This window comes from Mesorhizobium sp. LHD-90, from assembly GCF_030929505.1.
Lineage (GTDB): Bacteria > Pseudomonadota > Alphaproteobacteria > Rhizobiales > Rhizobiaceae > Kumtagia.
Map to the genome: position 1 here is coordinate 60,731 of NZ_JAVFVV010000008.1, position 15,700 is coordinate 76,430.

Genomic DNA, 15,700 nt, shown 5'->3' on the forward strand with positions numbered 1-15,700 from the left:
ACTTGCTGCGGCCGCGCGACAATGGCCTCCGGGCGAGCCTATGTCGCGGCGGATGGCGTTGAGCCGTCCTCATCCTTCTCGGCGGCGAGTTTCTCCTCGTCGCGCTTCTTCTCGACCATGCGGGCGGCCCAGATCGACACCTCGTAGAGGATGATGGTCGGCACGGCGAGACCGATCTGGCTCATCGGGTCAGGCGGGGTCAGCACCGCCGCGACGACGAAGGCCAGCACGATCGCCCACTTGCGCTTTTCCCTCAGCCCCTGCGAGGTCAGCAGCCCGACGCGCGCCATCAGCGTGGTGACCACCGGAAGCTGGAACACCAGGCCGAATGAGAAGATCAGCGTCATGATCAGGCTGAGATATTCCGAGACCTTAGGCAGCAGCGAGATCTGCACCTCGTTGCCGGGGCCGACCTGCTGCATCGACAGGAAGAACCACATGACCATCGGCGTGAAGAAAAAATAGACCAGCGCGCCGCCCATGATGAACAGGATCGGCGAGGCGATCAGGAAGGGAAGGAAGGCGTTGCGCTCGTTCTTGTAGAGGCCGGGCGCCACGAATTTGTAGATCTGCGCGGCAATCAGAGGGAAGGCGATCACCAGCCCGCCGAACATCGCCAGCTTGATCTGGGTGAAGAAGAATTCCTGCGGCGCGGTGTAGATCAGCTCCACCTTGTCCTGCGCCAGGCCCGCCCAGTGAACCGCCCATTTGAACGGCTGGACCAGGATGTTGAAGAGCTGCTTGGCGAAGAAGAAGCAGACGAGGAAGGCGACGAAAAAGCCGCCGATCGACCACATCAGCCGGCTGCGCAGCTCGATCAGATGCTCGATGAGCGGGGCCGACGAGGCCTCGATCTCGCTTTCGTCCCTGGCAGAGCTCACGTCGACTTTCCTGCGGGTTTGCGGGCGGGCGCGTCAGGCTTCGCCTTGGCGGCGGGCTTGCCGGTCTTGGCCGGTGTCTTCGCCGCGGACTTTGACTTGGGGTCTGCGGCCGCCTTGGCCGCACGCGGCGCGGCCGGTTTTTTCGGCGCGGAGGGTTTTGCCGCGCCGTTCGCCTTGGCCGGCCTCGGGTCCTGCATCGGAGCGGCAGCCGCGGCCGGCCTGGCGGGTTCGGGCGGCGGCGCGGGCACCGCGGCCGGTGCCGCAACAGGCGAAGCTGACGGCGCGGGCTGGGCCGCCACCGCGGCGGCGGCCGGCGTGGCCTCATCCCCCGGCATGACCGTGGCGCCGTTCTTCAGCGGCTCGGCCTCATGCGCCACCGGGCTGGCGGGATCGGGCGGCGTCGCCGGCTTTGCCGGGTTCATCGACTGAAGGCCGGCGCGCACGTCGGCGGCAGCCTTCTCGAACGGGTTGAGCTGTTTCTTGATCTCGTTGGCCGGGTTGAGGCTGCGCAGCGAATCGACCGATTTCTTGACGTCGTCAAGCTCGGCCTCTTTCAAGGCCTCGTTGAACTGTTTCTGGAAATCGCCGGCCATCGCCCGCATCTTCGTCGTCATCTTGCCGAAGGTGCGCAGCATCTTGGGCAAGTCCTTCGGCCCCACGACCACGATCATGACGACCGCGATCACGAGCATTTCCGTCCAGCCGATGTCAAACATGGCCTGTCAATCCGGCTATCCGAGAGCATGGCCCCCGGAAGGGCTCAGCCCTTGGTGGCCTTTTCCCGGGCGGCGCCGACGGTCTCGTCGGTACGATGCTCGACGGTCTTGGGATCGGCGCCGTTCGCGGCTTCCGCATCCTCTTCCGACATGCCCTTCTTGAAGCTCTTGATGCCCTTGGCCATGTCGCCCATCAGCTCCGGAATCTTGCCGCGGCCGAACAGCAGCAGCACGACCACCAGAACGATGAGCCAGTGCCAAATTGAAAACGAACCCATATCACACTCTCTCGAAGCGATTTCCCAGAACTGATCTATGCGCTTTCGCGCCGCGTTTCAAACAGAAGTACATCGGATTTGCGCAATGAAAGCCAGATGTCACGTGCTTTTGCAGACAATGCGCCGCAGCGCACCCGTGCGCGTACCGGCGATTCGGCGCCGGGAACCGCCAGTTCGAGCAGTTCGACGACGCCGAGATAACGGCGCGACAGGATGCGCGCCTCGGTCGCACCCTCGCTTTCGCTGACGTCGAAGCCGGTGGTGCGCACCGCCACGGTGGCGTGAACACCCTCGGAAAGGCCATCCGCGTCGATGGCGCCGAGCGAGGTTTCCACCGCGCCGCCGCGCACTTTGCCGGCAAAGACGTTGAGTTCGGAAAAAAAGCCGGCGACGAACAGGTCGGCGGGTTTGAGATAGAGATCCTCCGCCCTGCCCGCCTGCACCAGGCGGCCGTCCTTCAGGAGCGCAATGCGGTCGCCCATGCGCATCGCCTCCTCCGCGTCGTGGGTGACGACAATGGCGGTGGCGCGGCTCTCGCGCAATATGGCGAGCGTCTCGGCGCGCACCGAATCCTTCAGCCGCGAATCCAGGCCGGAAAACGGCTCGTCCATCAAAAGCACCGCCGGGCGCGGCGCCAGCGCGCGGGCAAGCGCCACGCGCTGCTGCTCGCCGCCGGAGAGCACATGCGGATAGGAGCCGGCATAGGATTGCAGCCCGACACGGCCCAGCGCGATCATCGCCTCGTGGCGCGCCTCCGCCGCCGACAGCGCGGTGAGGCCGAAGCGCACATTATCCAGGATGGTCATGTGCGGGAACAAAGCGAAATCCTGGAAGACGAGCCCGATCGAGCGTTTTTCCGGCGGCAGGAATATGCTGGGTCCTGCGATCTCGCGGCCGTTGAGCAGCACGCGGCCGGTGGCCTGCGGCTCGATGCCGGCGGCGATGCGCAGCAGCGTCGTCTTGCCCGAGCCGGAGGGGCCGAGCAAGCAGAGCACCTCTCCCGGCTCGGCAGCCAGCGAGACGTCGCGCAGCGTCTCGGAACCCGGCGAAAAGGCGTGGCTGATGTTCTCGAACGCCAACCGAGCGGCGAAGGTCACGCCGGCCGTCGTGCGTCTGGTCCTGCCCGCTTCGTCGATCGCCAATTTTTGCCCGGCCTTCCCGATGGTTTCCGGGCGATCAGACCTGCCAGCCCGGCAACACAGCGTCAATCATCGGTCGCCTTGGGTGTCAACAGGCCGAGTTCCTCGAGGTCGATGTCGGTCAGCGGGTCCTCGTCCGCCGTCAGTTCCTCCGGATCGGCGGGCGGCAGCGGCACGGAGAAGTTGGCCGGCATACGGGCGGCGAGCAGGCCGGCCCCCTTCAGCTCCTCGATGCCGGGCAGGTCGCGGATCTCCTCCAGGCCGAAATGGTCGAGGAATTTGTCCGTCGTGCCGTAGGTGACCGGCCGGCCCGGCGTGCGGCGGCGGCCGCGCATGCGCACCCATTCGGTCTCCAGCAGCGTATCCAGCGTGCCCTTGGAGGTCTCGACGCCGCGGATATCCTCGATCTCGGCGCGCGTCACCGGCTGGTGGTAGGCGATTATGGCCAGCACTTCGAGGGCCGCGCGCGACAGTTTTTTCTGCTGCACCTGGTCGCGCGTCATCAGGAAGGCGAGGTCGGGCGCGGTGCGGAAGGCCCAGGCGGGGCCGACGCGCACCAGATTGATGCCGCGCTTCGAATAGACCTGCTGGAGTTCGGCCATGATCACCGGCACGGGAATGCCGTCCGGCAGGCGCTGCGAGAGTTGCGCCTCGCTGACCGGCTCGGCGCTGGCGAAGACGATGGCCTCGGCCATGCGCATGGCCTCGGACAGATGCAGCCGCTCGGCCGGGTTGAGGTTTTCGTGCCCCTCTCCCGCGAACGGAATGATCTTGGCATTGGCGCTTTCGCTCATCATCTGGCTCCGGTGACGGCGGCGACTGGCTGGCGGCCGCGCAGATAGAGCGGCGCGAAGGCGACCTCCTGGCGCACCTCGACCCGCCCCTCGCGCACCAGTTCGAGCGTCGCGGCGAAGGAACTGGCGATCGCGGTCGCCCGCTCCTCGGGCGAGGCGAGGTAGTCGAGCAGGAAACTGTCGAGCGCCGTCCAGTCCTTGAAGCCGCCGATCAGGCGGGTGAGGATGTCGCGGGCTTCCTTCAGCGACCAAACGCCGCGCTTGGCAATGCGCACATTGGTGACGGCCTGCCGCTGCCGCTGGATGGCGTAGGCGGTAAGCAGGTCGTAGAGACTGGCGGAATATTCGTTGCGCTTCTCGACGATCACCAGCTCCGGCTCGCCCCGTGCAAAGACGTCGCGGCCGAGCCGGTTGCGGTTGACCAGCCGCGCGGCGGCGTCACGCATTGCCTCCAGCCGCTTCAGCCGGAACTGCAGCACGGCGGCAAGCTCCTCGCCGCTCTCGCCGTCGCTGCCCGGCTGTTTCGGAATAAGCAGCTTGGATTTCAGGAAGGCGAGCCAAGCGGCCATGACCAGATAGTCGGCGGCGAGTTCCAGCCGGATGGCGCGCGCCTTGTCGATGAAGGCGAGATACTGTTCGGCGAGCGCCAGGATCGAGATGCGCGACAAATCGACCTTCTGGTTGCGCGCCAGATGCAGCAACAGGTCGAGCGGTCCCTCGAAACCGGCGACGTCGACCACCAGTTCGGGGTCGCCGGTAGCGCGATCCTCCGCCTGGTCCGTCCACAGACGGTCCATCGGAATGGGTTTCGCGCCCTTCTGCTCCCCTGTCGCCGTCACGCCGTCCTTCTGTTCTCCGTCAGGCCACCGCCTCGAAATAGCGCGCGAACTCGGCGCGCGCCTCAGTCTCGGCCGTCTGGTCGCGGTCCTTCACATAGCTCAGCGCCTTCTCGGCGCGCTCCAGCGATTTGCCGGAAAGCGGCAATGTCTTCGAGGCGATACCCGCCATCTCGTCCATGACGCCGTTGCAGTGAAGAACGATGTCGACTCCGGCCGCAAGGATCGCAGCGGCCTTTTGCGGGAAATCCCCAGAAAGCGCCTTCATCGAGGTGTCGTCGCTGACGAGCAGGCCGTCGAAACCGATCTCGCCGCGGATGATCTCGCGCACCACCCTTTCCGAGGTCGTCGCCGGACCGTCCGGATCGACGGCCGAATAGACGACGTGCGCGGTCATGCCGATCGGCAGATGGCTCAGCGCCTTGAATGGCGCGAAATCGTGGCGGCGCAATTCTTCGAGTGGCGTGTCGACCGTCGGCAGCTCGAAATGCGTGTCGGAGAAGGCGCGGCCGTGGCCGGGCATGTGCTTCATCACCGGCAGCACACCGCCGGACAGCAGGCCCTCCGCCGCCGCGCCGCCGAGGGCAGCCACCGTCTTCGGATCCTTGCCATAGGCGCGCGTGCCGATCACGTCGCTGGCTCCCTCGATCGGCACGTCGAGCACCGGCAGGCAGTCGGCCGTGATGCCGAAGCGCAGGAGGTCGAATGCATGCAGCCGCGCCAGCAGCCAGGCGGAGCGCAGCCCTGCTGCGCGATCCTGGCGATAGAGCGCGCCGATCGCCGAGCCGGCCGGATAATTCGGCGCGATCGGCGGACGCAGGCGCTGCACCCGGCCGCCCTCCTGGTCGATGAACACCGGCGCCTGTGGCCGCCCGACGGCATCCCGCAGGGATGCCACCAGATCGGAGATCTGCGCGGGGTCGCCGATATTGCGGGCGAACAGGATGAAACCCCATGGCCGCTCGTCGCGGTAGAACCTGATCTCGTCTTCGGTCAGGGACTTCCCGGCGCAGCCGAGAATCATGGCTTTTGATTCGGTCATGTCAGCTTTTACCCGGTATCGAGGGCGGTATGAACGAAAAACCGGCGCGAAGCTGTCGCGCCGGTTCCTGGAACGTTCGTCCGGTCAGGCTTCTACTTCGAGACGAAGCAGTTGCCCCCGGCCGCCTTGTAGCTTTCGCACAGCTTGATCGCGTCGTTGCGGCTGCCGGCCGGCACGCGCACGCGCCAGAAGGTGCCTTTTCCGGCGATCTCGGCCTTTACGATGTTGGCCTGCTTGCCGTCGAGCACCTTGCCATAGCGGCGGACGAGGTCCTGGTAGCTCGACTGCGCCGCGGCTTCGGTGGGCTGCGAGGCGATCTGCATCGACCATGCACCGGCGGAGGCGGCGGGGCTCAGCGCCGCCACCTGCTGCGGCTTGACCTCGCCGACGATGTCGACCGGCTGGTCGGACGGACGGGTCGGCGCGATCGGCGCGGTGTTCGGGGTGGCGCCGGCAGCGCGCGGGGCGGCAGGCGTCTGCGCCGCGGCGGGAGCCGCTGCCTCCGGAGCACCGGCAGCCGGCTTTGCGGCCGGCTTCGCGGCGGCGGCCGTCGGCACGGTCGCGGTGGTTTCGGCGTCGGCGGCAGGAGCGGCGGTCGACGCCACGGGGTCGACAATGCCTTCCGAGGCCGAAGTCACCTGGTCGGTCGCAGGAGCTGGATCCTCGCGGGCCACCAGCGTTCCGTCCGACTTGACGATCATGGTGCGCACCTTGCGCGGCGCGACGGCGGCCACCTCGACGCTCTCGTCGACGCCGGCTTCCTGGGCGACCTGCTCGATGCGGTCCTCGCCCTTGGGCGCGGGTGCGTCCGACTTGGCTGTCGCGGCAGCGGGCGCGGCCGCATCGGCTGTCACGGACCCTGCCGTTGGTTCGGTGTCGACGCCAGGCAGATCCGCGGCGGTCTCGTCCATCGCCGACATCGGCGATTCGACGGGCTCGTCCTCCGCCGTCGGCATGTCGACCGGCTCCTCGGCGCTGGAAAGAAGCTTCTCCTGCGTCGGCGCCACGGGCGCGTTGGCGCCGGCAACCGTGTCGTAGACCCTGCTGTCCTGGTTCGGGATGGTCGCGCCGCCCGGATTTTCGGGCTTGACCTTGACCGGCGACGGATCGGCCTTGACGAGCGCGACTTCCTGCGAACCGACGCCGTCGCCGAAGGACAGGGCAAAGGCGGCAACGCCACCCAGCAGCGCGACACCGCCCACCACGGCAGCGACCAGCAGGCCGCGCCGGCGCGGCGGCTCGGCGATCTTTGCGTAGGCCGGCCCGGCGATCTCCTCGTCGAGTTCCGGATCGTAGGCGAATTCCATATCGGCAAGCTCGGGCTCGCGGCCGGGTGCTGCCGCCCTCGGCGCATCCGAATAGGCCGGGTCGTAACCGCCGGTGAGCGCCGGCCGCGCCGCCGTGGCTGCCGCCGCGACGCCTACTGCACCGGCAGCGGCAGCATATCCATGACCGGAATAGCCGTCATCGGCCAGGCCGGGATAACGGATCTCGTGGGATCCGTCCTGCTGCGCGGCCGAAACCACGGGAGCCGGCTCGGGCGGACGCACATTCATGTCCTGAAGCAGATGCGAGAACTCGGCGTCCAGATCGTCGTAGCGGGGCGCCAGCGTCGGCTCGTCCTCGAAGGCGATCTCCGGCAGGTCCAGGTCGTCGGCCAGAGCCACTGCCTGCTCCGGCACGTCGACCGTCTCGATCTCGGGCGCTTCAGGGCGCTGGGCCGCCGGGCGGTAGTCGGAGTAGGCGTGTTGCGGCGCAAACGGGTTCACCTCCGCCTGCCTCGCCGACGCGTCCTGCCAGGACCGGCCGGACTGCAGGTCGGCGGACAGGGCGGCAAGCGCCGCATATGGATCGTGTCCCTCACGTGGCATGGAATCCCCCGATTCCTCGTTCCGCGCATCGGCCGGCTCTTCCTGCCGCGCCAGCCCGTGAGTCCGCGCGACCGCATCGGTGATCGCCGCCTCGAAGGCCTGGTCGTCGAACAAGCTGTCGAGATCGTCCTCCTGGGCCGCAGCCACGGAGTTGACAGACACGGGCGACTGATCCTGCCGATAGTGATTCGCGAGGTCAATCGGTCTCGCATCGTAGGTCAAGCCGCGCGCCGGTTCGTCGGCGTCATCGCGCTCGTCATAAGCAGGCAGCGACTCCACCGGCATCCGGCGGGCAGCCGTTGCTGCGTCCGGCTGCGGCTCGTCGAAAGCGCTCTCGGCGGGCACTTGCATCGCCTCGCCCTGCCAGTCGTCCTCAACCACCGCGGCGATTGGCGGCTGCGCCGAAACCTGGGCCGCCGCAACCGGGGCCGGCTCGTTGTGGTTGCCGAGCAGCGCGTCGAGCTCCCGCTCGAGGCTCATCTCGACGGACGCTTCGGGTATTTCCGCCTCGACAGGCTCGGCGCGCACGGCGTAGACCTCCTCGGCCACGTCCTCGGCCGGCTCGCCGGGCAAAACGGAGTGTGGCTCGAAGCCGGCATCATCCTGTTCGGGCTGGTCATCCGCGGCGAACTCGATATTGCGCGCTTCGGGCTGCGGATCGGCAACAAGCTCGACTGCAGGGGCCGCGACACTTTCGTGCGTCTCGACGGCCGCCACTTCGAGGGTCTGATCGAAATCCCATTCCGACGCCGCGGAATCGGCGGCACCCACTTCCTGCACGCTGTCTTCCGCGCTGACCTTGGCGACGGCATGGTCCGTCGCTTCCACATCGGCATCGCGGCCGGCCATAGCGGCTTGCGTCTCGCCGTCCTCGTGGGCATTCCACGGCTGCCCGTCTTCCGGCACGTCCATTTCGACCGGGGCAACGGCCTCCAGTTCACCGGCGACGAACATCTCCGCCTCGGCAAGCGGGACATCCTGCTCGTGGGATTGCTCGTGCGCTGCTTCGGTGTCCTCCGGCGCCACGGCCTGCACCCGAGATGCCTCGGCCTCGTCGTCCGCCGGGCGGAACCAGTGCGGCTCGGCGGCGGCGTGTTCTGAGAGGGCGGCGTCGGCCGCTTCGGCCTCGGCGGTGCTGTCGCGATTGTCGGCGGTCTCGTCGAACTCCGGTCCAGCAGGTTCAGGCGATGCCACCAATTCCGGCCCTGCCACTAGTTCCGGTTCTGCCACCAGTTCGGGTTCACCCACCGGTTGCGGAGCGGCTGTCGCGGCCGTTTCCTCGAGCTCCTCCGCTGCGGCCTCAAAGGCCTGCCCGGCGGCGTCCGCTTGCTCCGGCTCCTGCGCAATCACCGGCTCGGGTGCCGAAGCGACCATCTCGTCGGTGGCGAACTCGCCCATCAGCTCGCGCTCCAGATCGAGGCTGAGATCCGTGCTGGCGAAGGCGTCGTTGGCCGGCTCGACCGGCTTGGCCTGCATTGCGGGTTTGGCGATGGGCTTCACCGGCTGGCGCGGATCGAAACCCATGAGCCTGGTCAGTTCCGCGAACGGATCGTCTTCCGACACCGGGGACTGGGCGGCGATCTTCAGGTTTGCTTTGTCTGCCATTTCAAATCCCGAACTTCGACACAACTCGACGCGAACGGCGCCACGCAATGCCGCGCAATATCAGCGCAATGTGGGCAAACGGTGGCCGTCTGAGGCCCCTGTCGGCTAGCGCATCTCGCTTGGCGCTTCGGCCCCGATCAGTCCCAGTCCGGACGTGATCACGTCCAAGACCGCCTGGACCAATCCCAGCCTGGCATGCGTCAATTGTCGGTCGGTAACCTTAACAAACCGTAAGTCGGGATTTTCGGCGCCGCGGTTCCACTGCGCGTGGAATGTGCTGGCCAGATCGTAGAGATAAAATGCCAGCCGGTGCGGCTCCAGCGCCTGCGCCGCCGCCTCGATCAGGCGCGGGTATTCCGCCAGCTTGCGAACCAGCCCGATCTCGCTCTCGTCAGTCAGCAACGCCGCATCGCGAGACAGTGCCTCACGGCCGGCGTCGATCCCGCCGAGTTGCTCGGCGGCCTGGCGGAACACCGAATGGCAGCGCGCCGAAGCATACTGCACGTAGAACACCGGATTGTCCTTCGACTGCTCCGTCACCTTGGCGAAATCGAAATCCAGCGGCGCGTCGTTCTTGCGGTAGAGCATCATGAAGCGGATCGGATCGCGCCCGACCTCCTCCACCACCTCGCGCAGCGTGACGAAATCCCCTGCCCGCTTCGACATCCTGACCGGCTCGCCGTTGCGGAACAGTTTTACCAGTTGGCAAAGCAGCACAGTAAGCTTCAGGCTGTTGCCGCCGACGGCGCGCGCCAGCGCTTCCATGCGCTTGACATAGCCGCCGTGGTCGGCGCCGAGCACGAAGATGGTGTGCTCGAAGCCGCGCCGCACCTTGTCCTTGAGATAGGCGACGTCGGCGGCGAAATAGGTGAACTGGCCGTCGGATTTCACCAGCGGCCGGTCGATGTCGTCGCCGACGGCAGTGGAGCGGAACAGCGTCTGCTCGCGGTCTTCCCAGTCATCCGGCTTCTCGCCCTTGGGCGGCGGCAGCTTGCCCTTGTAGATGTGGCCGGCCATCGTCAGTTCGGCGATGGCCGAGCGGATCGCCTTGGCGTTTTCGGCGTGCAGCGACCGCTCCGAGAAGAACACCTCGTGATGGACGTTGAGCAGCGCCAGATCCTCGCGGATCAGGTCCATCATGGCGTCGATCGAGCGGTCCCTCAGGATCGCCATCGCTTCCTCGTCCGGCATCTTCAGGAGCCCGTCGCCGTATTCGGCAACGAGTTGCTTGCCGAGCGGCACCAGATAGTCGCCGGGATAGAGGCCGGGCGGAATCTCGCCGATCGCCTCGCCCAGCGCCTCGCGGTAGCGCAGCAGCACCGAACGCGCCAGCACGTCGATCTGCGCGCCGGCGTCGTTGATCAGGTACTCCTTGGTCACGTCGTGGCCGGTGAAGGCGAGCAGGTTGGCCAGCGTGTCGCCCACCACCGCGCCGCGGCAGTGGCCGACATGCATCGGCCCGGTCGGGTTGGCCGAGACATATTCGACGTTGACCTTGGTGCCCTTGCCCATGTCGGAGCGGCCGAAATCGGCGCCGAGCTTCAGCATGCGGGCGAGATAGTTTTGCCAGTAGCCGTCGCGCAGGCGCAGATTGACGAAGCCGGGACCGGCGACCGACGCTTCCGCGACGTCCGCATCGGCGCGCAGGGCGGCGGCGATGGTCTCGGCCAGCGCGCGCGGATTCTGCCCGGCGTTCTTGGCAAGCACCATGGCGGCGTTGGTTGCGAGGTCGCCGTGGCTGGCGTCGCGCGGCGGTTCCACGGCAACGCGTGACAGGTCGAGCGGTGCGCCGGTTACGGTTTTGATGTCAAGGCCTTCAACGACTTTCCTGATCCGCTCGTTGAAGTCGGCGAAAACGTTCATGATGTTTTTCCTGGAAATTGCGCCACGCCGCGGGTCCGGAAGCCGCGCGAAACCGCGCCTGCCCTATCGCAAATCGGGTTCCCGGTCAAACAGCCGGGCATATTCCTTGATGGCGTAGGTGTCGGTCATGCCAGCCAGAAAATCCGCGACATGCCGCGCCTTGACGCGGGGCTCGGCGCGGTCGAGCCCCTCGCGCCAGCCGTCCGGCATTGCGCGCGGGTCGGCATAGTAGGCGTCGAACAGCTTTCGCACGATCCGGTCGGCCTCGACGCGCACCCGCACGACTTCCGGATGCCGGTACATGTGCTTGAACAAAAACGCTTTCAGCTCCTTCTCCTCGGCCGCCATGCCGGCCGAGAAAGTGACGATGGTCCGTCCGGCGCCGCGCACCGCGTCGGCGCTGTCGGGCTTGATCTCGGCGAGGTTCCCGCCGGCGGTGGCGATGACGTCCTCGACCATGCGGGTGATCTGCCGGCGCATCAGCTCGTGGCCGGTGCGCACCGCGTCCAGCGCCGGATAGAGTTCGCGCACCTCCTCGAGAATGCGGGCGGGCAGGGCCACGCCGGAAAGCATGCCCAGCGTCAGCAGGCCGGCGCGCAAGCCGTCGTCGATGTCATGGGTGTCGTAGGCGATGTCGTCGGCGATTGCCGCGCATTGCGCCTCCAGGCTGGCGTAGTGGCCGAGCTCGAGGTCGTGCAACTCGTTGTAGTCGAGGATGGTGCGCGGCGCCGGGCCATTCAGCCCCTGCCCGTCCGGGCCGAGCAGCGGGCCGTTGTGCTTGACCAGCCCCTCCAGCGTCTCCCAGGTGAGGTTCAGCCCGTCGAACTCGGCATAACGGCGCTCCAGACGGGTGACCACGCGAAGCGACTGGGCGTTGTGATCAAAGCCGCCCCACTCCGCCATCTTGTCGTTAAGCGCGTCCTCGCCGGTGTGGCCGAACGGCGTGTGGCCGAAATCGTGGACCAGCGCCAGCGCCTCGGCCAGATCCTCGTCGAGCCGCAGCGCCCGCGCCAGCGCCCGGGCGATCTGCGCCACCTCGATCGTATGGGTGAGCCGCGTGCGAAAATGGTCGCCCTCATGGGCGACGAACACCTGCGTCTTGTGTTTCAGCCGGCGGAAGGCGGTGGAGTGGATGATGCGGTCGCGGTCGCGCTGGAAGGGGGTGCGGGTCGGGCTTTCCACCTCGTCGAACAGCCGGCCCCGGCTTTGCGCCGGATCGCAGGCCCAGGTCGCGCGCGGCCGGTAGCCGAAGCCGATGTCGCCCAGTTCGCCCTGAACCATCATGTGCCGCCGGTTGACTTGCCCCCATGCGCTTCATACCTATTGCGTGAGAGCGAACGCAAGGTGAAGCGATGAATGCCGACGCCAAGTCAGCCACCAAGGTCGAGATGACCGATGCCGCGGCCAAGCGCATCGCGGCCATCGTCGCCAAGGAGCCCGGCAAGACGGCGCTGCGCGTCGCGGTCGAGGGTGGCGGCTGCTCGGGTTTTTCCTACAAGTTCGACTTGACCGACGCCCGCAACGACGACGACGTCGCCATCGAGAGGAACGGCGCAACGGTGCTCATCGACGATCTGTCGCTGGTCTATATGGGCGGCGCGGTCATCGACTTCGTCGACGACCTGATGGGCCAGTCTTTTCAGATCAAGAACCCGAATGCCGTTGCCTCCTGCGGCTGCGGCACCAGCTTCTCGATCTGACGGGGCGAAGCGGGAATCGGCGCAAAACTAGGCGCCGATCCGCGGGCAACGCCGATCCCGCTCTTAAGCCGGCAATGAGAACGGCCGTCGATTTTCAAGATTTTCTTGAATGACTTTGTTCCGTTTTGTCCCTTCGGCTGAGCCGTCGTGGCAGCGACTCGCTGCAATGACTTGTTTTCATTCATGACTTGATCCGGCCCGGGGTCCGCCCTTGCGGACGTGCGCGTGTCACCCGGCCAGCGCCGTTCCGCCGTGCCGCCGTGCCTTCGTTGACACATCCTCGTGATCGGTCTCACGCTGCGTAAGCCGGAGGGACTTTTTGCACGCCGGCATGGGGAACACTGACATGAACCTGCCACCCAACGCATCGCCCTTGCTCTACAACGAGGATCTGGCCCCCGCGAAAGAACGCAACTGGGGGCCGTTCTCGATCTTCAATGTCTGGACCTCCGACGTCCATAGCCTGTGGGGTTATTACCTCGCCGCCAGCCTGTTCCTGTTCTGCGGCAGTTTCGTCAATTTCCTGATCGCCATCGGCATCGGCTCGCTGATCATCTACTTCCTGATGAACATGGTCGGCATCGCCGGCGTGCGCACGGGCGTGCCCTTCCCGGTGCTGGCGCGCGCCTCCTTCGGCATCTGGGGCGCCAACTTGCCGGCCATGGTGCGGGCGATCGTCGCCTGCTTCTGGTACGGCGCACAGACGGCGGCCGCGTCCGGCGCTATCGTCGCGCTGCTGATCCGCAACGAGGGCATGCTTGAATTCCACCAGTCCAGCCACTTCCTCGGCCATTCGACGCTGGAGGTGATCTGTTTCGTCATCATCTGGGCGCTGCAGCTTCTCATCATCCAGCGCGGCATGGAGACGGTCAGGCGCTTCCAGGACTGGGCCGGACCGGCGGTGTGGGTGATGATGCTGATCCTCGCCATCTATCTCGTCATCAAGGCGGGCGGCGTGTCCTTGACCGGAGACATCCCGATGGACGTTCTGCTGGAGAAGACCAAGGATGCCGGCGTTCCCGGCGAGCCCGGCTCGTTCGAGGCGCTGATGGCGGTCGCGGCGATCTGGGTGACCTATTTCGCCGCGCTCTACCTCAACTTCTGCGACTTCTCGCGCTATGCGCCCGACGAACGCTCGCTGCGGATCGGCAATATCTGGGGCCTGCCGGTCAACCTCATCCTGTTCTCGCTGGTCGCCGGCATAACCACCATTGCCGCCTTCCAGGTCTATGGCGAGTTGCTGGTGCATCCAGACCAGATCTCGGCGAAGTTCGATAGCTGGTTCCTGGCGCTGCTGGCGGCCGTGACCTTCGCGGTGGCGACGCTCGGCATCAACGTGGTCGCCAACTTCGTGTCGCCCGCCTTCGACTTCGCCAACGTCTTCCCCAAACACATCACCTTCAAGCGGGGCGGCTACATCGCGGCGCTGATCGCGCTGGCGCTCTATCCCTTCGCGCCCTGGGAAGGCGGCGCGGCGCATTTCGTCAACGTCATCGGCGCGACGATGGGACCGATCTTCGGCGTGATGATGGTCGACTACTACCTGATCCGCAAAGGCTGGCTGAACGTCGACGCACTCTACCAGGAGAACGGCGAGTACCGTTTCCAGAACGGCTGGCACGTCAATGCGCTGATCGCTGCCGGCATCGGCATCCTGTTCTCGTCGATCCTGCCGAACTTCACCAACCTGCTGCCGTCCTGGTGGGGCGTCTACGGCTGGTTCTTCGGCGTCGCGATTGCCGGAGCGATCTATTACGGGCTGCGCGCCAGCCGCGTCGGAGCAGTGCCGCAATCGACCTGAACGGCGAACCGATATTCCTCCGGGAAGCGCGAAACGGCGCTTCCCGGAGGACACAAGCGATCCTTGTCAGCATCTGTCAGGATTATTTTCCCAGGACTTATCCCCCTCCTTCCCGACGGAGCGATAATCCTCGTCGCCTGTGCTGGAAAAGGAGGCAGCGGCGATGGAGGTAAGTCCGGCGATCGACAAGCACTGGGAGGCGCTGAAGCGTCTTCTGGCCATGCTTGTCGGCATGGCCGAGCTGGCCTGCGGCGCACCCACTCTGCCGCGCCAGCTCCACCGCGCCATCCTCAAGCTGCTGCGCCCGGCCGAGTCCGCCGCGCGCCGGCTGATCATCGCGGCGGCGCGCGGAATCGTGATAGTCCTGCCGCCGATGCGCCCGCGAAAACCGAAGCCTGCGATCCGGCGAGGTCCCCGCGCCTTCATGCCGACAGGCCCGAAAAGACGTCCAACACCCGCCGCGCGCGCCTTGAGCCTGCCGCTGTGCGATCCGCTGAAAAATCCGTTCCGTATTCGCCGCCGCTATGTGCCCGCACATGCCGTGCCGCGCATCAGGTCACTCTTTGACGACTCGCCATACCGTCCCCTGCCTGCCCCGCCGTCGCCCGACGATCCTGTCGATGCATCGCGGCTGGTTTTGCGGCTGGAGGCGCTGGGCCGCGCGCTCGACGACCTGCCCGGACAGGCAAGACGGTTTGCCCGCTGGAAGGCGCGCCGTGACGCATCTGCGACCAGGGAGAAGCAGGAGCGCGACGCCACGGCCGCGCAAGACCAGAACCGCCCTCAGGTGTGGCGGCCGCGCCGCATCTCGCCGCTGCGGCGCGGGCGTCCGCCCGGCGGCCGGCTGTCGCGCTACGATCCTACCGCCACTCATCCGCGCAACATCCGCGAGATCGACGAGATTCTGGCGCACGCCAATGCGCTGGCCGTCTATGCGCTGGAAAATCCCGACACGTCGTGACGCAGCATGCCTCTGGCAGGACCGGGTGCGATTCGAACGCGACGCGAGCGGATTTTCCGCGGCGTGGCGACGATGGCGGTTTGGCGGAAGCCTCGAAGATACGGATTGTCCCGCCCCTTGCCAGTTCTCGTCCGGTGAAAAACCGGGCGGCTGGCCAGGCCTTACCCACGGCAATGCAGCCTCCTTGCATTTTTCTGGCAATTTCGCTGAATG

13 protein-coding genes are annotated in these 15,700 nt (G+C 66.5%); 3 read left to right on the plus strand and 10 right to left on the minus strand.

Annotated elements, in window-relative coordinates:
* Positions 1–38: 38 nt before the first annotated feature.
* The 10 genes from tatC to RB623_RS12940 all read right to left on the minus strand — a co-directional run bounded on the left by tatC (position 39) and on the right by RB623_RS12940 (position 12,309).
* Complete coding sequence (tatC, locus tag RB623_RS12895; RefSeq protein WP_308057249.1) at positions 39–881, minus strand: twin-arginine translocase subunit TatC; 843 nt, start codon at positions 879–881, stop codon at positions 39–41.
* Complete coding sequence (gene tatB, locus RB623_RS12900; RefSeq protein WP_308057250.1) at positions 878–1,597, minus strand: Sec-independent protein translocase protein TatB; 720 nt, start codon at positions 1,595–1,597, stop codon at positions 878–880. Before tatB ends, tatC begins: the two co-directional genes overlap by 4 nt.
* A gap of 44 nt (positions 1,598–1,641) precedes the next feature.
* Positions 1,642–1,875 (minus strand): twin-arginine translocase TatA/TatE family subunit, encoded by a 234-nt coding sequence (locus RB623_RS12905; RefSeq protein ID WP_308057251.1) that lies wholly within the window; start codon positions 1,873–1,875, stop codon positions 1,642–1,644.
* Between the two features lie 35 nt (positions 1,876–1,910).
* Positions 1,911–3,017 (minus strand): ABC transporter ATP-binding protein, encoded by a 1,107-nt coding sequence (locus RB623_RS12910; RefSeq protein ID WP_308057252.1) that lies wholly within the window; start codon positions 3,015–3,017, stop codon positions 1,911–1,913.
* 62 nt (positions 3,018–3,079) lie between these two features.
* Positions 3,080–3,808 carry an SMC-Scp complex subunit ScpB gene (scpB, locus tag RB623_RS12915; RefSeq protein WP_308057253.1) on the minus strand — a complete coding sequence of 243 codons (729 nt, stop codon included), beginning with the start codon at positions 3,806–3,808 and terminating at the stop codon, positions 3,080–3,082.
* Positions 3,808–4,605: a ScpA family protein gene (locus RB623_RS12920; RefSeq protein WP_308057435.1), complete on the minus strand. Its 798-nt coding sequence runs from the start codon at positions 4,603–4,605 to the stop codon at positions 3,808–3,810. Before RB623_RS12920 ends, scpB begins: the two co-directional genes overlap by 1 nt.
* A gap of 61 nt (positions 4,606–4,666) precedes the next feature.
* Positions 4,667–5,686, minus strand: a complete 1,020-nt coding sequence (nagZ, locus tag RB623_RS12925) for a beta-N-acetylhexosaminidase (protein ID WP_308057254.1) — start codon at positions 5,684–5,686, stop codon at positions 4,667–4,669.
* Positions 5,687–5,778: 92 nt separating this feature from the next.
* Positions 5,779–9,162: an SPOR domain-containing protein gene (locus tag RB623_RS12930; RefSeq protein WP_308057255.1), complete on the minus strand. Its 3,384-nt coding sequence runs from the start codon at positions 9,160–9,162 to the stop codon at positions 5,779–5,781.
* 105 nt (positions 9,163–9,267) lie between these two features.
* The gene (gene argS, locus RB623_RS12935) at positions 9,268–11,025 is read right to left on the minus strand and encodes an arginine--tRNA ligase (RefSeq protein ID WP_308057256.1); all 1,758 of its coding nucleotides are present in this window, start codon (positions 11,023–11,025) and stop codon (positions 9,268–9,270) included.
* Positions 11,026–11,088: 63 nt separating this feature from the next.
* Positions 11,089–12,309, minus strand: a complete 1,221-nt coding sequence (locus RB623_RS12940) for a deoxyguanosinetriphosphate triphosphohydrolase (RefSeq protein WP_308057257.1) — start codon at positions 12,307–12,309, stop codon at positions 11,089–11,091.
* A 68-nt stretch (positions 12,310–12,377) separates the two neighbouring features.
* Here RB623_RS12940 and erpA point away from each other — a divergent pair, with 68 nt between their 5' ends.
* From erpA to RB623_RS12955, 3 genes are all read left to right on the plus strand, one after another.
* Complete coding sequence (erpA, locus tag RB623_RS12945) at positions 12,378–12,725, plus strand: iron-sulfur cluster insertion protein ErpA (protein ID WP_308057258.1); 348 nt, start codon at positions 12,378–12,380, stop codon at positions 12,723–12,725.
* A gap of 346 nt (positions 12,726–13,071) precedes the next feature.
* Positions 13,072–14,526, plus strand: a complete 1,455-nt coding sequence (locus RB623_RS12950) for an NCS1 family nucleobase:cation symporter-1 (protein ID WP_308057259.1) — start codon at positions 13,072–13,074, stop codon at positions 14,524–14,526.
* A gap of 163 nt (positions 14,527–14,689) precedes the next feature.
* The gene (locus RB623_RS12955; RefSeq protein WP_308057260.1) at positions 14,690–15,487 is read left to right on the plus strand and encodes a hypothetical protein; all 798 of its coding nucleotides are present in this window, start codon (positions 14,690–14,692) and stop codon (positions 15,485–15,487) included.
* Positions 15,488–15,700: the final 213 nt, after the last annotated feature.